The sequence below is a fragment of the Chlorogloeopsis sp. ULAP02 genome (assembly GCF_038404745.2).
GTDB lineage: Bacteria > Cyanobacteriota > Cyanobacteriia > Cyanobacteriales > Nostocaceae > Chlorogloeopsis.
In genome coordinates this window covers 1-21,605 of sequence record NZ_JAYKTT020000063.1, presented here as the reverse complement: position 1 = coordinate 21,605, position 21,605 = coordinate 1, and the positions used below count along the sequence as shown (strand labels likewise).

26 protein-coding genes are annotated in these 21,605 nt (G+C 40.9%); 15 read left to right on the top strand and 11 right to left on the bottom strand.

Translation table 11 applies throughout. The annotated features are described in order from the left end of the window. Positions 1-114 precede the first annotated feature (114 nt). Positions 115-816 carry a DUF4336 domain-containing protein gene (locus U2718_RS21420; RefSeq protein ID WP_342000209.1) on the top strand — a complete coding sequence of 234 codons (702 nt, stop codon included), beginning with the start codon at positions 115-117 and terminating at the stop codon, positions 814-816. A gap of 21 nt (positions 817-837) precedes the next feature. Here U2718_RS21420 and U2718_RS21415 read toward each other — a convergent pair whose 3' ends face one another. Continuing rightward, positions 838-1,623: a DUF3120 domain-containing protein gene (locus tag U2718_RS21415; RefSeq protein ID WP_342000210.1), complete on the bottom strand. Its 786-nt coding sequence runs from the start codon at positions 1,621-1,623 to the stop codon at positions 838-840. A gap of 436 nt (positions 1,624-2,059) precedes the next feature. On the opposite strand from U2718_RS21415, the gene U2718_RS21410 reads away from it, so the two are divergent. From U2718_RS21410 to U2718_RS21385, 6 genes are all read left to right on the top strand, one after another. Continuing rightward, positions 2,060-3,010: an undecaprenyl-diphosphate phosphatase gene (locus tag U2718_RS21410; protein ID WP_342000212.1), complete on the top strand. Its 951-nt coding sequence runs from the start codon at positions 2,060-2,062 to the stop codon at positions 3,008-3,010. Positions 3,011-3,124: 114 nt separating this feature from the next. Further along, a complete protein-coding gene (locus U2718_RS21405; RefSeq protein ID WP_342000256.1) occupies positions 3,125-4,459 on the top strand; it encodes a TIGR03279 family radical SAM protein in 1,335 nt (444 codons plus the stop codon). A gap of 114 nt (positions 4,460-4,573) precedes the next feature. Continuing rightward, on the top strand, positions 4,574-7,228 hold the full coding sequence (locus tag U2718_RS21400; protein WP_342000214.1) for a family 10 glycosylhydrolase: 2,655 nt from the start codon (positions 4,574-4,576) through the stop codon (positions 7,226-7,228). A 219-nt stretch (positions 7,229-7,447) separates the two neighbouring features. Next, a complete protein-coding gene (locus U2718_RS21395) occupies positions 7,448-7,816 on the top strand; it encodes a Uma2 family endonuclease (RefSeq protein WP_342000216.1) in 369 nt (122 codons plus the stop codon). Between the two features lie 50 nt (positions 7,817-7,866). After that, the gene (locus tag U2718_RS21390; RefSeq protein ID WP_342000218.1) at positions 7,867-8,004 is read left to right on the top strand and encodes a hypothetical protein; all 138 of its coding nucleotides are present in this window, start codon (positions 7,867-7,869) and stop codon (positions 8,002-8,004) included. Further along, the gene (locus U2718_RS21385) at positions 7,973-8,293 is read left to right on the top strand and encodes a hypothetical protein (RefSeq protein WP_342000220.1); all 321 of its coding nucleotides are present in this window, start codon (positions 7,973-7,975) and stop codon (positions 8,291-8,293) included. The genes U2718_RS21390 and U2718_RS21385 overlap by 32 nt, the downstream gene beginning before the upstream one ends. 33 nt (positions 8,294-8,326) lie before the next feature. On the opposite strand, the gene U2718_RS21380 is transcribed toward U2718_RS21385, so the two are convergent. The 4 genes from U2718_RS21380 to U2718_RS21365 all read right to left on the bottom strand — a co-directional run bounded on the left by U2718_RS21380 (position 8,327) and on the right by U2718_RS21365 (position 11,696). Continuing rightward, the gene (locus U2718_RS21380; RefSeq protein ID WP_342000221.1) at positions 8,327-9,064 is read right to left on the bottom strand and encodes a phytochelatin synthase family protein; all 738 of its coding nucleotides are present in this window, start codon (positions 9,062-9,064) and stop codon (positions 8,327-8,329) included. 32 nt (positions 9,065-9,096) lie between these two features. Next, complete coding sequence (locus tag U2718_RS21375) at positions 9,097-9,996, bottom strand: glycine betaine ABC transporter substrate-binding protein (RefSeq protein ID WP_342000224.1); 900 nt, start codon at positions 9,994-9,996, stop codon at positions 9,097-9,099. Between the two features lie 321 nt (positions 9,997-10,317). Beyond that, entirely contained in the window at positions 10,318-10,953 is a 636-nt protein-coding gene (locus U2718_RS21370) for an ABC transporter permease (RefSeq protein ID WP_342000225.1), read from the bottom strand. Beyond that, a complete protein-coding gene (locus U2718_RS21365) occupies positions 10,950-11,696 on the bottom strand; it encodes an ATP-binding cassette domain-containing protein (protein WP_342000227.1) in 747 nt (248 codons plus the stop codon). The genes U2718_RS21370 and U2718_RS21365 overlap by 4 nt, the downstream gene beginning before the upstream one ends. A gap of 93 nt (positions 11,697-11,789) precedes the next feature. On the opposite strand from U2718_RS21365, the gene U2718_RS21360 reads away from it, so the two are divergent. The 3 genes from U2718_RS21360 to U2718_RS21350 all read left to right on the top strand — a co-directional run bounded on the left by U2718_RS21360 (position 11,790) and on the right by U2718_RS21350 (position 13,980). Next, complete coding sequence (locus U2718_RS21360; protein WP_342000228.1) at positions 11,790-11,933, top strand: hypothetical protein; 144 nt, start codon at positions 11,790-11,792, stop codon at positions 11,931-11,933. 485 nt (positions 11,934-12,418) lie between these two features. Then, the gene (gene msrB, locus U2718_RS21355; protein ID WP_342000230.1) at positions 12,419-12,919 is read left to right on the top strand and encodes a peptide-methionine (R)-S-oxide reductase MsrB; all 501 of its coding nucleotides are present in this window, start codon (positions 12,419-12,421) and stop codon (positions 12,917-12,919) included. Between the two features lie 395 nt (positions 12,920-13,314). Next, positions 13,315-13,980, top strand: coding sequence for a hypothetical protein (locus U2718_RS21350; protein WP_342000231.1), 666 nt, complete (start codon positions 13,315-13,317; stop codon positions 13,978-13,980). Between the two features lie 73 nt (positions 13,981-14,053). Here U2718_RS21350 and U2718_RS21345 read toward each other — a convergent pair whose 3' ends face one another. The 3 genes from U2718_RS21345 to U2718_RS21335 form a co-directional block, all read right to left on the bottom strand. Further along, the gene (locus tag U2718_RS21345; protein WP_342000232.1) at positions 14,054-14,629 is read right to left on the bottom strand and encodes a Uma2 family endonuclease; all 576 of its coding nucleotides are present in this window, start codon (positions 14,627-14,629) and stop codon (positions 14,054-14,056) included. After that, positions 14,622-14,792, bottom strand: coding sequence for a hypothetical protein (locus tag U2718_RS21340; RefSeq protein ID WP_342000234.1), 171 nt, complete (start codon positions 14,790-14,792; stop codon positions 14,622-14,624). Before U2718_RS21340 ends, U2718_RS21345 begins: the two co-directional genes overlap by 8 nt. A 114-nt stretch (positions 14,793-14,906) precedes the next feature. Further along, complete coding sequence (locus tag U2718_RS21335) at positions 14,907-16,751, bottom strand: tetratricopeptide repeat protein (protein WP_342000236.1); 1,845 nt, start codon at positions 16,749-16,751, stop codon at positions 14,907-14,909. 159 nt (positions 16,752-16,910) lie between these two features. On the opposite strand from U2718_RS21335, the gene U2718_RS21330 reads away from it, so the two are divergent. Then, positions 16,911-17,414 carry a P-loop NTPase gene (locus U2718_RS21330; RefSeq protein WP_342000237.1) on the top strand — a complete coding sequence of 168 codons (504 nt, stop codon included), beginning with the start codon at positions 16,911-16,913 and terminating at the stop codon, positions 17,412-17,414. Between the two features lie 12 nt (positions 17,415-17,426). On the opposite strand, the gene U2718_RS21325 is transcribed toward U2718_RS21330, so the two are convergent. After that, positions 17,427-17,507: a 4-Cys prefix domain-containing protein gene (locus U2718_RS21325; protein WP_411813342.1), complete on the bottom strand. Its 81-nt coding sequence runs from the start codon at positions 17,505-17,507 to the stop codon at positions 17,427-17,429. A gap of 54 nt (positions 17,508-17,561) precedes the next feature. Further along, entirely contained in the window at positions 17,562-18,806 is a 1,245-nt protein-coding gene (locus tag U2718_RS21320; RefSeq protein WP_342000239.1) for a CCA tRNA nucleotidyltransferase, read from the bottom strand. Between the two features lie 85 nt (positions 18,807-18,891). Between U2718_RS21320 and U2718_RS21315 the strand changes: the two genes are divergently transcribed. Both U2718_RS21315 and tsaB read left to right on the top strand, forming a co-directional pair. After that, complete coding sequence (locus tag U2718_RS21315) at positions 18,892-19,140, top strand: Ycf34 family protein (RefSeq protein WP_289790985.1); 249 nt, start codon at positions 18,892-18,894, stop codon at positions 19,138-19,140. A gap of 158 nt (positions 19,141-19,298) precedes the next feature. Continuing rightward, positions 19,299-19,961: a tRNA (adenosine(37)-N6)-threonylcarbamoyltransferase complex dimerization subunit type 1 TsaB gene (gene tsaB, locus U2718_RS21310; RefSeq protein ID WP_342000241.1), complete on the top strand. Its 663-nt coding sequence runs from the start codon at positions 19,299-19,301 to the stop codon at positions 19,959-19,961. 12 nt (positions 19,962-19,973) lie between these two features. Here the strand turns inward: tsaB and U2718_RS21305 are convergent, their stop codons facing one another. Continuing rightward, positions 19,974-20,582, bottom strand: coding sequence for a hypothetical protein (locus tag U2718_RS21305; protein ID WP_342000243.1), 609 nt, complete (start codon positions 20,580-20,582; stop codon positions 19,974-19,976). A 297-nt stretch (positions 20,583-20,879) separates the two neighbouring features. On the opposite strand from U2718_RS21305, the gene U2718_RS21300 reads away from it, so the two are divergent. Continuing rightward, positions 20,880-21,311 (top strand): hypothetical protein, encoded by a 432-nt coding sequence (locus U2718_RS21300; protein WP_342000244.1) that lies wholly within the window; start codon positions 20,880-20,882, stop codon positions 21,309-21,311. A gap of 107 nt (positions 21,312-21,418) precedes the next feature. Further along, positions 21,419-21,589 carry a hypothetical protein gene (locus U2718_RS21295; protein ID WP_342000246.1) on the top strand — a complete coding sequence of 57 codons (171 nt, stop codon included), beginning with the start codon at positions 21,419-21,421 and terminating at the stop codon, positions 21,587-21,589. Positions 21,590-21,605: the final 16 nt, after the last annotated feature.

Genomic DNA, 21,605 nt, shown 5'->3' with positions numbered 1-21,605 from the left:
CTGATTGTTCGACTCCTTTTTTGCCCGCGTAGCCCCAGGCTTAAAGCCTTTAGAGTACTGGGTTTTGAAAGCGAAGTGAGTTAATCTAATTGAGTCGATAAATGGCAGTTGGCAATGCTCAGAGAGATTGACAGAAGTATTTGGGTTGCTGAACAACCGTTTAAATATTTCGGACTCAGTGTTGGTACAAGAATGACAGTAATCGGCTTAGTCACTGGCGAGCTAGTCGTTATTTCTCCCATTCAAGTCGATGATGCCACCATTCATCAGCTTAACGAGCTTGGCAATGTTAGCCATATCATTGCACCGAATCTCTACCATTATTTGTTCACAGCAAGTTTCAAGGCGCTCTATCCAAGCGCTATACTCTGGGCAACTCCTGGATTAGAGATTAAGAAACCAGAACTCTCCATCGATCAAGTCATCAACACTAACACAAAAAGTTTTTTGAGCGGAATTGAGTGTTTACTGTTCGATGGCTTTAGAACGTTAAGTTTGAGCGGTTTTGCTCCACTTAATGAATGTGTTTTCTTCCATGCAGAAAGTCGAACGTTGGTACTCACAGATACAGCTTTTAATTTCGATGAGAGCTTTCCCCTAGTCACACAGTTTGCGACAAGGGTACTTGGCGGATATCAAAGCTTAAGCCCATCGTTGTTGGAGCGAGTTGCGACACGAGAAAAAGAAAAGGTAAGACAAGCAGTACAAAGAGTTTTAGCCTGGGATTTTGAGCGAGTAATTATGGCTCACGGCAGTATTGTGGAAAAGAACGGAAAGGAGAAGTTCAAGCAAGGATACAAGCAGTTTTTGGGTTAATCGATAAACGCCACGTGATCGCTATCCCAAAACGGCAGCTAACAAAAATAAACTATCTACCAAAATCGTACTTAACACCGCTCCACTAAAGGCATACCAGTGCCACTGTCTTTTACGTAAAGGTAAAATTCCCACCGTCAGCAGCACTAAGGCAAGAGCGATCGCCCAAGTTTGCCCCCAAGGAGTTTGGATTTGCACCACAGCATTTCGTAAAATTTGTGATATCTGTTCTGGTTCTGCCTGCATGATTTGCCGCCAGTAAGGCATCAAATCTACCAAATAAAAATACACGTCAGTCAAAACCGTACCAAGTAGGGAACCCAAGTAAAACCAGTTACCCACCTTGCCCCAATTTCGTCGCAGACACCAGATGGCAAATGGCAAACCAATAGATTCTACAGGCAAATGCCATAGCGGTTCCCAACGCAACCAGCCCCAGTAAATTGAACCAGCTAACCAACTCCAACTAAATCCATAAATTAAATCGCCCCATAGATATGTTACAGGACGTGACATTAATAAGAAACTCAGCCACACCCATCCGGCTGTGAGGGCTAGACTCAACCACGGTAGCGATCGCACTAAGGGAGCTTCGATAAACACTGGCACGGATACCAAAAATACCGCCGCCGTAAATACTAGCCAGCTTTGACGAACAGATGTGACAACAGAGAGAGGAAAAGTCAGGGTAGTGCCTTGAGAGGGAGGGAAAGAAACATTACTCTCCGCCTCTGGTTGTAACCGTATCTCCGTATCAGTGTTGGTAGGGTTAAAAGTGGTGTAAGAAGACAATGTATTGTTAACCAAAGTTTTTTAATATAGTTTACTTAACTTCATCTTATTTAAGATATCACAACACAAATCCCCCCCAGGGGCATATTAATTGTACCAGAATTACCTTAAGCAAAGAAAGACATACTACATTACCTGCTGAAGATAAAAAATTTAGATAAAATTACGCAAGCAATATAGGAGTTTAAAGTGTCGCGAAAAAAGTAAATAGTGAGCAAAATTTCCTATTGACAAACGTCATACTTCATAGACTCTTTACGAATGATTTGAAGCAATTGATCTATCATCGGTCATTGTTGAAACATAGTAGGCTTAAGCAAGTAGTCAGTAGTGAATTGATTTACAAATGGTTGTCACTGGGTAGCAAAGCTTCTTAGCTCTTATTTACTAAAAATTTCATTGAGCATTTGTTTGTGTAACTGTTTGTAATTAAAGTGACGCAGGTATACTAATGACTCTATCAAAACGTCAATCGTTTTTAATTTTCAGTACCATATCTGCTTTGATGTCAGTGGCGATATTCCCGATCCAAGTCCTTGGTACTCAGCCTCAGCCCATAACTGGGGTACAACAAATGAATATCTTTCAATCATTTTTTTTAGGTTTTGTACAAGGGATAACAGAATTTCTGCCCATTAGTAGCACAGCACATCTAAAAGTCATACCAGTAGCGCTTGGTTGGGGCGATCCGGGGGTAGCATTTACCGCCGTAATTCAACTGGGGAGTGTTGCAGCAGTAATTTGGTATTTTTGGGCGGATTTAGCGCGATTATTTCAGGGAGTAGTAAAAGCTCTTGCACAAAAAGATTACAACAATTATGACTTCCGCCTTGGCTTAGGAATTGTATTGGGAACAGTGCCAATTGTATTTTTCGGGATTTTGATTAAAATCTTAGTCCCAGACTACGATAATTCTCCTGTGCGGAGTGTGGGAGCAATTGCATTTTCTTCAATTGTGATGTCCATCTTACTGGGAATAGCAGAATTTGTGGGCAAACGGCAACGTGATTTTGAACACTTGAAGATGAAAGATGGGCTATTTATGGGGTTAGCGCAAGCATTGTCTTTAATTCCTGGTGTTTCTCGTTCTGGTTCCACCCTGACCGCAGGATTATTTGTAGGATTACAAAGGGCAACTGCGGCGCGATTTTCTTTTTTGTTGGGTATTCCCGCCATCACCCTAGCTGGATTAGTCGAATCAAAGAATGTTTTGACAGGAGACACAGGAATAGTATCCTTAGTAGTTGGCTTGATTTCATCGGCGGTATTTTCTTATTTGGCGATCGCTGGTTTGCTGCGCTTTCTCAAAACCCACAGTAGCTGGGTGTTTATTTGGTATCGGCTCATATTTGGCGTAGTAATACTGGCGGCAATTGGAGCTGGAGTGTTGAACAATAGTTAATAGTCCTTAGTTATTTGTCCTTTGTCCTTTGTGTTTGGTTGGTTTACCTCTCCACCATTCACAATTGACTAATGACAAATGACTGATGACTAACGACTAATGACTATGAATGCAATGACTACTATTCGTCCAGCTCTTATTACCAAAGTACTACCTGATTCCATTGCAGCAGAAATTGGATTTGAAACTGGGGATGCGATCGTCAGTATTAACGGCACACCTCCCCGTGACTTAATTGATTATCAGTTTTTGTGCGCTGATGAAGTGCTAGAACTGGAAGTCTTGGACGCTGCTGGAAAAATCCATAATATTGAAATCGAAAAAGATTACGATGAAGATTTGGGACTAGAGTTTGAAACGGCGTTATTTGATAATCTAATTCAATGCAATAATCGCTGTCCGTTTTGCTTTATCGATCAACAGCCACCAGGTAAACGCTCAAGCTTGTACCTTAAAGATGATGATTATCGTTTGAGTTTTTTATATGGCTCATATCTCACCTTAACCAATTTGACTGAACGGGAATGGCAGCGGATTGAGGCAATGCGGTTATCTCCTTTGTATGTTTCCGTTCATGCCACTGAACCAGAAGTTAGAATTAAACTGCTAAAAAATCCCCGTGCCGGACAAATTTTGCAGCAAATCAAGTGGTTCCAAAAAAGACGGCTGCAAATTCATGCTCAGGTTGTAGTGTGTCCTGGTATAAATGATGGCGTTCATTTAGAACAGACTCTGCGCGAGCTAGCACTATTTCATACTGGGGACGTGCCAGCAGTTGCTTCGGTGGCGGTAGTGCCAGTGGGGTTAACAAGGTTTCGCCCTGAGCAAGATGAACTTACACCCGTGACAAAAGAAAAAGCAGTAGAAGTAATTGAGCAAGTGCGATCGCTCCAGCAGGAGTTTCGTCAAAAATTTGATTCGACATTTGCCTGGTTAGCAGATGAATGGTTTTTAATTGCAGGCAAAGATTTACCATCCGAATCTGAATATGAAGATTATCCCCAAATAGATAATGGTGTTGGTTCAATTCGCTTATTTCTGAAAAAATTTGCCCAAACCGCTGACAAATTATTACCACCAAAAGTAAAACCTCAGCGCAGATTGCATTGGGTTGTTGGTAACGCGGTTGAAAAAGCATTTCAACCAATCCTCCAATGCTTGAATTCAACTGAAGGGCTAGAAGTTAAAATGCATGCTTTAAATAGCGATTATTGGGGACAAAATATTACTGTTACTGGCTTGTTAACAGGTCATGATTTAATATTAAATTTACAAAAACAAGATTTAGGAGCAGGAATTTTATTGCCAACTGTCATGTTAAAACATGGCGACTCTGTATTCTTGGATGATATAAATATTGAAGAAGTCGCTCGCCAATTAAAGACAAAAATCTTCCCTGTGGCGGGAGTAGAAGAATTAATCAAGACTTGTGTTCAGCCTTTAGATTGAAGTTAAATTCTATAGTCAATATCCAAAAGTCAACAGTCAACTGTTTACATTCAAAAACTGATGACTAATGACTAATGATGAATGACTAATGACTAATTGTGTGAGGAGTGGAGAGTGAAACATCAGGGTCAATCTATCAAAAAAAGCAAATTAAACAAGCTAAAAAAAATAGGATTATTGATTTTACAAGTTAAATTATTATTGTATTGTTCATTCAAAATTTTGCCTGTAAAAGCCACAACTTCTGAACCTGTATTAAGCATCATCTATACCCAAGCAAACGCCAATCAGTGGACAGGAATTACCAATCGTTTGCAAGCAACAGGAGTGAAGTATTGTGTAATTTCTCTAGATAACATTAAAAGTGCAGCAGATTTAGGCGATCGCCCAGTGGTGTTTTTGCCCAACGTCGAAAATTTAATACCAACAGTTGCGATCGCCCTAGAAGAATGGATGAGTAAAGGTGGGCGCTTAATTGCCAGTGGAGCAGTAGGAAGTTTGTCAACGCCAGGAGTACGTCAATTACTACAAACACTTTTAGGAGGTTATTGGGGATTTAGCCTTGAGTCTCCCCAAAACCTGCAACTAGCACCAGCCAAGACACAAGCATGGGTAAGTCGAAATAGCCTCATTGGTAAAGTACACGGTGGTGTTGTGATTCCCAATACCGTATCTGCCCAAGCAGTTGCTGTTTGGGATGCCAAAGAGCGCCCGACAGCAGTGCTAACGACAGAACGTTCTACCTTGTTGGGTTGGCGTTGGGGGGTAGATACTGTTTCGCCATCTAAGACAGATACTGCTTGGTTACAAGCTGCTCTCAACCGTCATGCAGATGTATCTTCTGGTTACATCAGTAGAGTACCAGGAGGTTCACCAAATTGTTATACCTCGGTGGAGGCAGCCTCTAGGCAGAGAGTCAGCACCACCACTGCTTCTGCCAATACTTTCCAACCTACAGACGAAGCCATTGATCAACTTCAACAAGGACTACATTTAAATATCAAACCCAACTCGAATGCACCCATTAGTCGCACTGAGGCGATCGCTCTCCAGCAACAGCTAGAAAATCTGATCAATCGAGTTGAAAGCGCCAATTTAGCTGCTGCTGCCTACAATGGTAACCTCCAAGCAGCAAAGGAACGGCAGGCACAGTTAGCCTCCACTAAAACTAATATTGCACTCTCCGATATCAACCAGAGTCTTACCCAAGTACGAAAAATAGCGAAAAACTTACCACAGCTAATCGCAAATAAACAATATGCTCAAGCTCGCTCATCCTGGGTGCAAGCAAAAGCGACTTTGTGGCAATTGTTTCCCCTAGATCGGAGAATGGCTCAACCAGAAATCAGGGCAATTTGGCTAGATCGAGGTACAATTGTCCGTGCTAGAAGTGAGCAAGGACTCGCCCAAATTTTTGATCGTCTAGCACAAGCAGGAATCAATACGGTTTTTTTTGAAACAGTCAACGCTGGTTACACTATTTATCCCAGTCACGTTGCACCTCAGCAAAATCCTTTAATTCGCGGTTGGGATCCACTGGCAGCAGCGGTAAAACTAGCCCATGAGCGAAACATGGAATTACATGCTTGGGTTTGGACTTTTGCGGCTGGCAATCAACGTCACAATCAAATTTTAAACATTAAACCAGATTACCCAGGGCCAATCCTAGCTGCTTTTCCTGATTGGGCAGGCTACGATCAACGCGGGCAAATGATCCCACAAGGGCAGGGTAAACCTTTCTTAGATCCAGCCAATCCCCAGGTACGACAATATTTACTTCGGTTATATGAGGAAATTGTCACCCGCTACAAAGTCGATGGCTTGCATTTAGACTACATTCGTTATCCCTTCCAAGACGAGGCAGCCGGAAGGACTTACGGTTATGGGCAAGCAGCTAGGAAGCAATTTCAGCAACTGACAGGTGTAGATCCAGTCAATATTTCTCCCAGTCAAAAAGAACTTTGGCAAAAGTGGACTCAATTTCGTACCGAGCAAGTCAATAGCTTTGTTGCTCAAGTATCACAGCAATTGCGCTCCAAGCGATCGCACTTAATTTTGTCGGCGGCAGTATTTCCTCTCCAAGAACAAGAACGGATTCAAAAAATTCAGCAGCATTGGGAAGTTTGGGCAAAACGTGGTGATGTAAATTTAATTATTCCCATGACTTATGCTCAAGATACCTTTAGCTTTGAACGACTAGCACAACCTTGGATTGCTTCATCAAATTTAGGCTCTGCCCTACTAGTACCAGGAATTCGTCTGCTTTCTTTACCCACTGTTGGAGCATTCGATCAGATTCAATTGGTTAGAGACTTGCCAATTAGCGGTTATGCTCTATTTGCAGCAGAAAATTTTAACAACGACTTACAGAAAGTTTTTAGTCGCACCCAAGGCAGAGAGAAAGTCACACCATCAGAACCAACTCCTCTACGCCAGCCTTTTCAAACTGCTGCCGCTCGTTATGCAGTTTTGCTGGCTGAATGGAACTTTGTCAAGCAAAATCGTCAACTACGATTACCAGCCACGATCATTTCGGAATTTAACACCCAAGCAGAAGTTTTACAAGATGCTTTGAATCAACTCGCTGCCAAGCCAAATGCCAGTAAATTGCAAGCAGCGAAAGCCTCTATTGCTCGCTTCCAGTCTCAATTTCGGATATGGATGCGCCTACAAGCTTTAGATAATCCCTATCAAGTTAAAGTTTGGGAAAATCGCCTTGCAACTATCGAAAGGCTGTTGCGTTATGGCGAGCGAACAGCGGGAAAGTAAGAAGGTAGGAGGCAGAGGGCAAAAGGGAATATAAACACCTCCCTGTTCTCTGTGCCTGGAGTGGTTTTATTCTTCCGTGACTAGTGCGTAAAGAGCAGCACTGGCAGCGATTGTTAACTGAGGGGAACAGCAGGCGATCGCTAAAACAGAAAAACTCCTCGCACGAGAATGGCGCGTCAAAATTGAAGAAACAACAGTATAGCTAAGGTTGATAACAGAATGACGGTATCTATACCCATCCAAGCCATAGAACTGGCTCCCGGTAGCCAAATCGCCATTCATAACCTATCCTGGCAAGACTTTGAGCAAATTCTCGCTGACTTAGGAGAAAAACGTCACACTCGCATCGCATACTACCGAGGAACCCTAGAAATCATGTCCCCGTTAGCATTACATGAGCGTCCTCATCGCATCATTGCTTACATCATCACCACAATACTAGAGATCCAAGGACGCAACTGGGAAGATTTTGGCTCGACTACCTTTAAACAGCATCAGCTAACCATTTACATCCTCCAAGCTAGCAACTACGTAGAATCTGCCTTTAGTCCCACTTTTCCCAATTTATCTCTGCATAACAAAGGATGAAACTACCGCAACTGCGATCGCACTAACTCAATTAATAGTGGAGTAGCATAATGATTTTTGATCTCGATACACGCAAGAACCAAGACATCAGAAAAATCCTGCAAACAGCGACTGAATACGCTATTCGCTATCTTGAAGGCTTAGACACTCGTCAAGTTGCTCCTAAAAAAGATGCGATCGCTCGGTAGATATGGATTGGCAGATTTAATTGAGCGAACCTGTTGCCATGCTAGAAGATTTGCCAAGGAATTGAAAGCTGCCGGATATGAAATTCTCAACGATGTGGTGTTAAATCAAGTTTTGATATCTTTTGGAAGCCCACAAACAACTCATCAGATCATCGCCGAGCTTCAAGCCGAGGGGACTTGTTGGTGTGGTAGCACAGTTTGGCAAGGACAAACTGCCATGCGAATCAGCCTTTCGTGTTGGTCAACAACTGATGCTGATGTAGAACGAAGTTTGGAAGTTATACTATGAATTGCTGAGAAATATTGCCGTTTCGGGTAAGAGTTAATTTTTGCTGACAAATACAAATCCTCGTGTTTTACTAGACACTAAATCAAAAGTATTCATTGCCCTCCATAAATCTGCTGTTTTTACCCAAATAGGCGGATACTTGTAACGAGAAACATCCAAAATTAAAAATCTATCTGTCTGCTCATGATAAGCTGCTATTGGTGATATATGTCCGCCTTTTTCTTGTCCAATTTCTTTACGTAAATAGTTAACTAAAATAAAGTTTCCCGGTTGTTTTAAATTTTCGGCAGCGCGTTTGCGAAACTCTTCTATAGTAGTATCATCAGCGTGATAAACTTGCGTTTTTACCTTGTGGCTTGCTAATAATTTACCCAACTGTTCTAATGTCATTCCCATACGAGCAACAACTTCAGGAGCTATGACTTTTCGAGTTGCTTGGTTGTTAAAGAAGTTTTCTTGAGTAAATATGCGATAAGGCTTATATTCTGGTGCTTCTGGTGCAGGTATTCCTAATGCATTTAACACCATCACACTACTAGCAACTCCACAATATGCTTGATTATCTTGCGTCAGAAATTGTGTACTGAGAGGGAAAAAATCTTGTCGCGAACGACTTTCAATTAATAGTTTTTCACCATAAGAGGATGTGAAATCAATTAAGTCTGATGATACAGGTATTGTCTGAGCATAGATACCGTTTCCAGCGAAAAAAGCACCTAAGATAATACTTTTTAGAGGTAATTTAATAGTATTAGTTAAACATTTTTTCATAAATTATTTATTTTTTGGAACTATTATACGTATCATACTAAACCTTTAGACTTACGAAACTCCAACACAACCTCTTTAATATCACGTAATTCTCCCTCGACTAAATAATTTAATCTTTGCATTTCTTGAGCGGTAATACGTTCATCAAGTTGGGATATGGCTTTCCTTAATTCAGGGTACTTTTGTAATGTTTGTTGGCGCACAATTGGTACTGCTTGATAAGGAGGGAAATACTGTTTATTATCTTTTAATATGACCAAATCTAAGCGGGAAATTTGCCCATCAGTGGAATTACCGTTGATCATATCTACTTGTTTTTGCAGTAGCGCTCGGTATATTAACCCTAAATCCATGAGGCGGGGAGATTGAGCAAAGCGTAAATCATAAGTTTTAGCTAATCCTGGAAAACCATCTTCTCGTTCCATAAATTCATAACCAAAACCACCACGCCATTGGGGTGTATATTGAGCCGCATCAGAAAGAGTTTGAAGTTGATAGCGCCTTGCATCGTCACCACGTATAATCATGGCGAATGTATTTTCAAAACCCAGAGGTGCCATCACTTCTAAATTAAATTTCTGAGCGTAAGCTTGCTTTAATTGTTCGTAAACAACTTTTGGATCTTTAACTCCTTGCTGCTTTAAAATTCCAACAAAAGCTGTACCCGTATATTCTACATAGGCATCAATTTTGCCAGCAACAAGAGCTTGATGAGTAACTAAGGCACTAGTAAAACGACGACGCCCAACTTTTAAATTTGTGTTGGATTCGATTTGCTGTGCTAAAAGTTCGCTTAAAATATCTTGTTCGGTAAAACCCTTAGAAGCAACAACAATATCACCACTACCTCCACTATTATTACTGGTTTGACAGCTAGCAATTGCAAATATAAAAGTAAAAGTTAAAAGGAACAATATAAAAAATCTTTTCATAGAAGGTAGTTAGTAGTTAATAGATAGTAGTTAGTAGTGAGCCAGCGCGCCCTTGCGGATTAAGCGCGTTGTAGCGACTGGCATCAAGTGGCGTCACTTGCCGTAGTTTCCCCAATGTAGACGCCCCTCAGGGCGGCTTCCCTTAGGGTACCCATTCCCCCGAAGGGGGTTCCCGTAGGGTAGGGTTGGTTGTTTACCACTAACGACTATACGGGCGGGTTTTGTAGATCATCTTGACGTTCAAACAGATAATTTATCTTCTAAACCCGCCCCGACTAACCACTATCAGTCTTAACGAAAAATTCATTTATTTATACCTACCTACCTAATCTTCAAATTTTTTTCTATCCAACCAATACCTAAATCAGCGACTAAAGCAATTACTGCTGCTGGAATTGCACCAGCTAATATTAATTGATCATTCACTGTGGATATACCACGGAAGATTAACTCTCCCAAGCCACCCGCACCAATAGCAGCAGCAATAGTTGCAACACCGATCGCTATCACTGTTGCCACTCGCACTCCCGCCAAAATTACCCCCATTGCTAAGGGAATTTCTACTTGTAAGAGTAATTGTCGATCTGTCATTCCCATACCGCGCCCAGCCTCTCGAATAGCCGGATCTACACTAGTAATACCAGTGTAAGTGTTGCGGATTATGGGTAAAAAAGAATATAGAGCCAGGGCAACAATTGCAGGAGTTGCGCCAATACCACCGATGATAGGCACGGGAATAAGTAATCCAAATAGTGCCAAACTAGGAATAGTTTGAAAAATATTAGCAATCCCTAAAATAGGTTGACGCAAAGATTTTTGACGGGTAATTAACACACCTAATGGTATGCCTATCAAAATAGCGATGCCAATAGCAATTACAACTAGCAGCAAGTGTTCTAATGTGCGTGCAAGAATTTCTGGGGCATATTTGATTAAGAAAACATTATTGATATTCATAGGGCGAAAGATTTTAAGCATTGCATAAAAGCAAGAGCTTCTGAATTTCGCGATCGCATAAATTCTTCTGGTGTCCCCAACACTACTAATTCTCCTCCATGCATTAAACCAATTCTCGAAGCCAAAATAAACGCTTCTTGAATATCATGAGTCACAAAGACAACTGTCTTGCCTAATTCTTGTTGTAACCTTAAAAATTCTTGTTGCAATTCTAATCTTGTGATTGGATCGAGTGCGCCGAAGGGTTCATCCATCAACAATACAGGTGGATCTGCTGCTAACGCCCTTGCCACGCCAACTCTTTGCCTTTGCCCTCCCGATAGTTCGTTAGGATATCTTTGAGCAAATTTTTCTGGCTCTAAACCAACCAAATGCAGAAGTTCGTATACACGGCTTTTAATTTTATTAGGTTTCCAACCTTCTAGAGAGGGAACTAAACCAACGTTGCGTTCAACTGTAAAATGGGGAAATAAACCAGTTTCTTGAATAACATAACCAATTTTGCGCCGCAATTGAATTTCATTCCATTGAGTTGTCGGAATACCATCAAATACAACTTCACCCTGGTTCGGTGTAAACAGGCGATTGATTAACTTCATTGTTGTGGTTTTACCGCTACCACTACGTCCTAATAATACCAGCGCTTCTCCTCGACTAATGCTGAAATTGAGATTTGATACTAGGGGGCGATGGTTGCGGCTAAAGGTGACATTACGAAATTCGACAGCAATCTCCTGGGGCATAAGTTAAGTTTCCGTGGAGGTTGGTTTTATTTTATGTAAATTATTGGCAAAGGCAGAGGGCAGTCTCGATGAGACAAGTTTCACCCACCAAAGATGAAAGAGGTTTCTCCTACACCCCTAAATCCTTATACACGCCAGATGCTTTATGCTGGGAGATCCGTTCGCCAGTCACCTGTGGAGGAGCCACTCCGTTGGGCGGCTACCCAGAAAGAAGCCGCTTTGCGTGCCGACTTGTAGGCGCCGAAGGCGACTTCCTGTAGGGTAGGATGTGGCGTTGGAAACCCTCCCAAGAGTGCTGGCTCACCACCGCACTGGCTCCCCTACACCCTCTTTCAAGTCAGCCATTCACACCCGGTTTTGGCACAACCAAGTATAGAAGATTCTTCTTTCTGTTCCCTGTTAAGAGTTCCCTATTTTCTAGCTAGATGGCAAAAGGCAGAAGCTTAATTAAAAGGTTTTTAATTAAAGTTAAGCCATCTATGCTCTCTGCCCAGATGGGTTTAAAATCCCCACTGAAAATTTTAAATTTCAGTGGTCTACAATTGGGTGGGGGTTGCAGATTTGTTTGTGAGTGCGATCACGTAATTTTAGCCAATTTTAATGCAACTCTCAGCATAAAGTCAGCTTCAGTATTCATGATATTGACTAAGTGAGGCAATCCCTATCAAAGTTATACGGCTTGCTTAATTGTTAACTTTATAAAACTTAATAAATAATAGAAGATGAAAAGAAGAAATCTTTTAGTAACTGCTGCTGCCGCCGTTGGTGCAGTGTGGTTATCAAGTTATTTAACTAGGAGAACACGAGTTATGGCAACTTCTAATCCAGAGAAGTTTGAAGTCAATAAAACTGAGGAACAATGGAGTCAAAGTTTAACACCAGAACAGTTTCGTGTTCTACGGAAACACGGTACAGAACGGGCTGGCACTAGTCCACTAGACAAAAATTATATCAAAGGTACTTACGTATGTGCAGGTTGTGGACAGCCACTGTTTACCTCAGAAACCAAATTTAACAGCGGTACCGGCTGGCCGAGTTTTTATGCACCTATTGAAGGAGCTATTGCCACATCCGTAGACAAGTCGTTTTTTATGACTAGGGTTGAAGTCCATTGTAGCCGTTGTGGAGGACATCTTGGTCATGTGTTTAATGATGGCCCTGCACCGACTGAAAAGCGCTACTGCATGAACGGTGTGGCAATGGAATTTACTCCTCAAGCATAATCTTTCAGTGTTTTAAACAGAAAAGCGATCGCCTAGTTTTTGATTGTACAAAAGCGGCGATCGCTTCTTATTATTTGACTTAATCACTTCAGATTTATATTAGCTTTAAAAAACTAGGTAACAAACTTTATTTTAATACTTTGACTGTGATTATTTGATGCTTAATATCCTGATATTAATTAAATTACAATCCAACAATCTTTCTTTAGGGGGAAGTAGATATCACTTCTTTAGATAGAAACGTTTATATAATTACAAAAGTTATTCTGTACATACATCAAATAAAAGTTTTAAATAACACCAGGAAACATAATCACTGGTTTATTACTTAGAAAACCTTTAATGCAATTTGGCTATACATTTATCACTTGACTTAGGAATTTCAAACAACACCTATGACTAATCCAAACGATAATAAAAGCTACCGTGAAGTTCAGAAAGACAGTTACACCGACACTCACGGAAATATTCACACTAATGTAACGCGAACAACAGAAACAGTTGACAACACAGGAGTAGATTCTAACTCCTACCAAAGTGGTTATGTCCACGGGCGTGTGTCTGAGCGTGATTACCAAGAAGAGAGATTAGCACAACGAGATGATGACAACACTGCTCGTGGTTTGTTCTTGGGCTTGTTGCTTGCCTTACTAGCAGGGTTGACAGGCATTGCCATTTGGTACTTCACCCAGCGCAATGAAGCAGTTAATAATACTGCTACACCAACTGTGACTGTGACACCGATAACAACTACACCCCAACCCCAAACTACAATTATTGAAAGAACCACAGAAGTTCCTGTTCCTGTGGAAAGAACTAGAGAAGTTCCTGTTCCGATTCCTGTTCCCCAACAAAATACTTCATCAACAACCGCTCCCACTCCACCTAATATCAACATCACCGTTCCACCCGAACCACCTGCGGCTAGACAAACTACTCCAGCATCACCATCAAATTCAAATCCAGAGACTGGTACTACAGCTACACCTTCTCCAGATTTAACACCTAATAATAATTCTTCTCCTACTGAGAACAGCAATCAAAATAATTCATCTCAGTAATAGATATTAGCTGCCAAGAAATCCTCTCTGAATCAGAGAGGATTTTTGATATTTCAACATAAATAATACTTCGCTACCAAACTTCTTTCAAATCCAAATTAAATCCCGGTAGTATATCTTCTCCTGATAAAGTAGTGGGGTTTTCTAATATTTCCACATTTCGTCCTTGCCGATATATCTCCACCTTTCTATTTTTTCGGTCAATCAACCATCCCAAACTAGCCCCATTTGTTATATATTCCCGCATTTTTGACCACAAAGTTTCCATACTGTCAGAAGCAGAACGCAACTCAACCACAAAATCTGGACAAATAGGTGCAAAACCTTCTCGTTCCTCTTGTGTAAGCGCTTCCCATCGCTCTAACTTAATCCAAGATGCGTCGGGTGAGCGATCAGCTCCATTTGGCAAGTGAAATCCCGTAGAAGAATTAAATGCCTTGCCTAGTTTCGTTTGGCGGTTCCATAGCCAAAGTTGTCCTTCAATGTCTAGGTTGCGATTACCTGTTTCGCTTCCTGTCGGGGGCATAATTATTAATTCTCCGGTGGCGGTTCTTTCTAGTCTTAAGTCACGGTTAGCAGCAGCGAGTTCCTTGAATTGCTCGTGAGTGACTTTGAAGGCTTTAGGGATGGCGATGGTAGGGTTAACCATAGGAAAAAAGCCTCGCGCTTTGTTTGGGAAGGATTAGTTGGCTATCAACGAATTTATCGCTATCTAGCTTCCACACAGTAAAACCTCGATTATTATAAGCTTCAGCTGCTGATTCAATTGCGATCGCCTGCTCAAAACTATTTAAACCTGTAAGCTTTCCCAATGTTGGCGCAACAACCTTTAACTAATTCACTACTTGTCGTTTTCTCCTGCACGAGAATTTTTACTAAATACTTCTCAGTTTCATCATCTAAATTTAGATTCAACATATAAATTCCTACATTTCCTGCCTATATTCTTCTAACAATTGCGGAATGTAATCATATCCATCTATACCAATCACAGAAATAATTCTCTGACGATTTTGTTGCAATGTATTTTGAAATGCTTCTGTACCTAATTGTCCTTGCAAAATTGTCAGTAATCCCGCAGGTTTACGCCACTCCTGCGAAGCGATTTGGTTTAACAAATACATTCCCAGACAGCCAGTGTAAATTGCTCTTTCAAAATTTGCCAGATTGTAATTTGCTTCACCTAAAGTTGCTAAATTCAATCCTTGTAAATACAAATCGCCAGCAAGTTGTGCTGTTCTAAAACCTTCTTCTAAATTTTTAATGGCATTTTCTGGTTGTTGAATTATCAAATATGCAATACCTAAACTACTCAAACATAAAGCCTTACTTTGCACATCACCTAATTGCTCTGATAACCTTAAGCCTTGTTGCAAATAGTTGATTGCCATTTCATAAGTTTCTGGTTCTAACTCTTGCAACTGCTGTGCCTGCATAACTTCGCTGTAGCCCAAGTTAACCAAGGCATAAGCTTCTCCGGTTCTGTTGCCTGTTTGTCTACTCAGAATTAATGCTCTTTGACTGTAATCTATGGCTTCAGAGTAGTTTTGTTGAGCAACGCAGGTACGGCTAAGATGGTTGAGATTGGCAATTTCACAAGGGCGATCGCCTGCATTACGTGCAATCTCTAATGCTTGCTGATGAAAATTGATAGAGCGATCATATTGCCCTAATGCTCGTTGCGAGTAACCTAAAAGTGTCAATATCCGCGCTTTTTCTTGAGTTCCCTCAACTCGGCGTAAGGGTTCATCGAGGTAATTCAATGCATCTCGCAAGTAGCTACCAGCAAAGGAAGCAAAAATCCCCCCGTACAAAGGAAAATACTGCCGTTGAGAAAATGTTCGCAAAATTTGCAACATTACCTGCGAAGCAGCATTACCGTAAATTGTACTCAAACCAAAACCATCTGCCAGTTGACTCCAAATCACAGCAAAAGTTAAAAAAGTGGAAATAGATAGCTTCGATCCTGCTTTAACGTTGTATGGTTGTTGGTCAAACCAGTGAACTAATCCCCGTTGCAAATATTGTAGTATTAATGTTATTTCCACCCAGTCACTGAGGTTGACATTACGCTGTTGTTCGGCGAATGCAATGACAGATTCCTCCATCGCCAAAGTGCGAAGTAGTGTCTTGGGTAACTCGCTATTGGTTTGCTTTGCCCAAGCTGCCCAAGGACCGCTTTCTCCTGGTATGCCACCAAATCCTAAGGAATCCTGGCTTTGTTCGTACATCCAACTGACGAGATGTTCTTGCAGCCGTTGCCAAGCAGCTATACCACGAGTGATGCCATCGGCAATGTACTGAAAATCCTCATCAGCTTGGGCAAATTGTTGTAAAGATTTTGACAACTGTTGAATTTGTTGTATGTTCAGGGGATTTTTGCGGTTGGAATCGGTAACGCGCAAAAAAACAGCAAGGCGCTCTCCTGTTGGAGCCGTAGTAATCTCCTTAATGGCGGCAGCTGTAGCTTCTGTGGCTTTATTTTGTTCTTCAGCACGTTGCCATTGACTTTGAATTGTCTTAATTGCTCTTAGAGTACGGGTGGCTTTTGCTTTTTTGAGTTCATCTTTTTCTGTGTTTACTTGCTGCTGAATAGCATTCAGGCGATCGCTCAACACCAACTCAAAAATTTCTCCCGTCCCAACCGTCACACTTTTGAGCAACATTTGATACACTTGCTCGACAGAACTAATCTTGCCTTTGAGGGTAATATCGACAATTTCATCGATGAGGGCGAGGTAGCGATCGCGAAGGGAGACAGACTCAGACACTTTCCAAACCAAGAACACGCTATGTTCATTTTAATTCTTGTCTGAGTATTGAAGAAGAATTCAGGAGTCAGAAATCAATTAGTGGGAGATAAGTAGTAAGGGAACAGGGAACTCTTAACGGGGAATAGTAAAGGAACCTCAATTTCTGCAAGATGTGGAATGGGGCGAATTAGATTATTTATTGATTTACCACCAGGAACAGGAGATGCTCAAATCACGATTATTCAAGAAAGCCCAATTTGTGGAGTAATTTTGGTAACAACTCCCCAACAGGTGGCGATCGCAGATGTTCGACGTAATATCCATATGTTTCGCCAAGGTGGTGTTCCTGTGCTTGGCATCATTGAAAATATGAGCTATTTAATCTGTGGAGATTGTGGTTCACGCACACCAATTTTTGGTAGTGATGGCGGTGAGCAACTTGCAGCAGAATTACAAGCGCCTCTGCTGGAACAAATTCACATTGATGCTCGTATTTGTCAAGGTGGCGATATCGGAAGTCCGATTGTAATGAGCGATCGCACCACCATTCACGAAATAAGTAAAATTTATAATTTCCCGAAAGTACAAATGCAACAAAGTAATAAACAAGGTTCTGCAAAAGACAAGCATCTGTTTAGTTTCTTTCAGATCCCACCAAATCTGAAAGCGATTTCTGAATAAAGGTGTGAGTGTTTACATTCCACAGCTAATGCAAAACTTATTGTTGTCAGAATTAAAGGGATTAGAACAACCAAGATTGGAACAGTACAGCATTTCAGGAAAAGTCTCAACAGATTGATGATGCCTCTGTGTTAAGTTTTCCTCAGATTAACTCTCAACTATCTGTGAAGCAAATTCTATTGCCTCTTCTGCTGTGGAAACCTTACCTTCAATTTGTGCGATCGCTATTTCTATCAGCAATTTCCCTACAAGTGGTGAAGCCGAAATTTGTAATGCTGCCATCAAGTCTTTTCCACTTACTAAAGGCACAGGATGAGCAACCAAATCCTTAGGGTTAAGATAGCGATTGATTAAAGGTGCGATCGCTTCTATAGAAGTACCATTTGCTACTGCTAAAACTGCTGTGCTTGGAAATACGAACCCAGCCTCCTGAAACAAAAAATACTGTTCTCGGAAAGACATTAAAGATACATTACCCTGCGGAAAATTTTTCAAAGCTGTAATTACAGCTTTAATTTCCGCACGACTATAAGTAAGTTCTTGTAACTCAATCTCTGCTACTTCTGGATTTTGGTTAACTAAACAAGCTAGCTTGGCAATACCCAACCAAGTTGTTTTCACGGTATCGCGAACAAATTTTTGCAATTCTTCCCCTATTTGTGGCCAAATTTGTGTGAGGCGATCGCTGGCACTATCAACTGCTCTGATCTGATGAAAGCTTTCTAGCGCGGCGTATTTAAAAAAATGGGTAAGTAAACCATCTTTGCCCGCATCAATTAGCCAAGGAGTACCATGAGAACTTGCCAGCATATAGCTTAACTCTACACGTACTCGTTCTGGGGCAACTTTAACTAGATATCGTGCTAAAGCGCGAATTGCTGCTTGAGTGCTTTGTTCGATCCTGAAACTAAGTTGGGAGGCTTGGCGATATGCCCGTAGTAGCCGCAGGGGATCGTTTTCCAAATTAGCGGGTGACACCATCCTCAAAAGATGCTTTTCTATATCTGCACAACCCTCCAAGGGATCAATAATTTCTTGGGTGTGTGGATTGTAGGCGATCGCATTTACTGTAAAGTCTCGTCTGTGTAAGTCAGCTTCTAAACAATCTCCTTCCTGTAAAGCAAAGTCAGCAGTTGCACCAGGAAATACTACACGAGCGATTTGTCTTTCTGAATCTAGCAAAACAAAACCAGCTTTGTAATGCCTCGCTATTTGACGAGCCACTTCTACAGCATTAGATGGTAAAACAAAATCTAAATCTAAATATTCACGAGTTCTGTTCAGAATAGCATCTCTTACAGCACCACCTACTATGTAAGCAGGTTTTGGCAATAATTCTAAGCTAAAAGGCCAAGTTTCGGGAGCTAAGGTAGAAGTAACTGAAGGATGCATCGTAATAAAAATAAACCCAAGGGCTAATCAATAACAGTTTCGCTTAAGCTACATTAACAATAAAGGCTCAGGAGTTGGTTCTATTATGTGTGTTTGTGTGAATTGCCACTATGTAGATCGCTGCATTACCTACCATGCGGTAGAAACGCAGCACCAACAGCCCCATTTGACTGAAAATCCAGATTTCGAGCCAAATGAACCATCCATTAACGTCAACATTCGTCCCAAAGACGATGTGATTGAAATGGAATGGGATGTTGTGGGTTGTCTCAGCTTTAAGAAAGAAATGGGTAAATGGTCGAAGTTGCGTCCTGGTGAATTGGTGCCAACTTGAGAAGAATGGCAAGTGATTTTAATGCGACTACTGCTGAACAGTGTAGTAGTCGTATATATTTTGATGTAAATGCAGCTATTCAAAATTATATGGCTGAAGGTCTTTTGCCAATTTAAAATGAACAGTAGCAACCTGATTGATATTTTTAGTAATAAGCTTTGTCTACTGAATTAGAAAATTTCGACTCCACAAAATACGGTTTAGCGCTCCACACCACAACTCCTGAATTGGGTTTGGCAATTAGTAACTTTGCTGAAGCTACACGTTATGGTGTTTGGAATTTGGAACGTGAATTATCAAACCAGCTACATCTATATTTAACGGAATTTATAAAACCTCAAATTTGGTCAGATTTAGCATTTATTGCTGTAGCTAAAGGGCCTGGTGGTTTTACTGGAACTCGTATTGGTGTTGTTACTGCTAGAACACTAGGGCAACAGTTAGGTATTCCTGTATTTGCTATCTCCACCTTGGCAGCAGTGGCGTGGCAGAATGCAGAATATGCAGAAGATAATGTTATTGCTGTGCAAATGCCAGCACAAAGAGGTCAAGTGTTTGCTGCTATTTATCAACCTGTACTCCATACTTCCAGACTCAACGTTTTATTGCCAGACACTGTCTTGACACCAGAAATATGGCAGGAAAAGTTAGCTAGCTGGAATACCAATTATCGGCTCATTGAAGCAAAATCTGGATTGGCAACCACAGTCACTAGTATTTTGCAACTAGCATATTTAGATTGGCAGAAAAGAAATCGTCCCCATTGGTCAGAAGCACTGCCATACTATGGACAACATCCAGTCGATATGCAATCCAAATGAATTTCCCTTCCTCTACATCTGTATGAATCGCCAATTATAGCGATTCCATTCGTACATACCTTGAATTTCATACTCAGCACCATTATTAAAGCGAACGATGCAATTAGTAGAGGAATAATCACTATGTCTAACTTCATCAATTTGAATGACTATACAGGGAAACCATTCGCGACGACAAGGGCCATCATCTTGTACCCATTCCCACAGTGCATTACAAACTTCAATGCGATCGCCTACCTTTAGCCTTAGTCTGTCTTGAGAAGAAAACTTATGAAAATGATGTGCTTCTATACGATTCAGCCACTGTAAACCGTAGCGATCGCGGATAAACTGTACTTCTCCAGAATCATTGTTGTGTAACCAATCGTTTAGTAACTGGGCTTTCCAGGAGAGATTTTGTTCTTCTTGTGCATTGACAAAACGTAAAAATGCTTGTAACTCTTCTGAGCTTAGTTCATCTAAAGGATTAGCACCATCAAATAAGCCAGGATTTAAGTTTACTTTAATTTGCCCGACTACTTGCAGTAATATCTGCTTCTGCGTATCAGTGAGAGGGCAGCTGGCTGTTTCACAACGATTAAACGCTGTTTGCAAGGCTGCTTCAATCTCATCTGGTGTCATAAGTTAATAGCAATTTAAGGGCTATTTCTCTAATTATTACAAAATTTGTAGAGACTGAAAATTTAGCCTTTATACAATATCTGTGGGGAATGAGATTTATCAAAGATTGCAATATAAAATTAAGATTACTATAAGTCTTTATCTCTAAAGTCTTAGTTAAAAAAACAACTTTAATATCAGTAAAATTATTTATCTATAAAGAAGTATCAAGAGTTCTCAAAATCCTATTCAGATACTCAAAATAGTATAAGCTGAGTTTTAAGTTGCCTATTGTTTGATTTATTTAAGGTGCCTTTTATGCTGTTGCGCGCACTTAGAGTTATTTTCTTGTCCTGCGTACTTGGAGTATTATCGTGGGTGTTTATCCCCTCTGCTGTAGCACTGACACAAATTAAACTATTTGACATTTCTTACAATGAGTGTCCACAAGAACTGGCGAAAGGAGCAGTTACTAGTGGCACTACGATGGCAGCGAACTGTTTTCTTGTCACTGGTAAAGCGGAAAATTCGACAAACAAAATAGTCTATGATGCAGATATATTCGGACGTATATATGATGCTAACAATGACTCAGTGATGCAAAATCGCACTCGTCTGGGTTCAATAGCAGAAGTACCACCAGGCATCAGCAATTTTGAACTAAGAATTTCTGTACCAGCCAATCAACCCACTCCTTTAAAGCTAAAGCAGTTTAAAGCAGCCGGGTTTAGCGCCCAAGTTCGTAAGTAATACAGATTAGCCTAAGAATATATCATTCTCAAACTACCCAGGTTGGGTTCAGAAATATGAAGCCCAACCTTTGTCTATTGAATTTTTACACGAACTAGCTACAACCGATGAAAGAATATAATGCTTGTTCCTGGCGACTGGGCGGCACTCGCGCTCATGATTTTTGTATCATTAAGCGTCATCTTCAAACAAATTCTCTCAATTTAGCTATAAACAACGCACCTTTAACTAGAAAAGCTTTCAGGGTAGGCGAAGGCGATCGCACCTCTTTACACTAGATAACAGAGGAAGTAG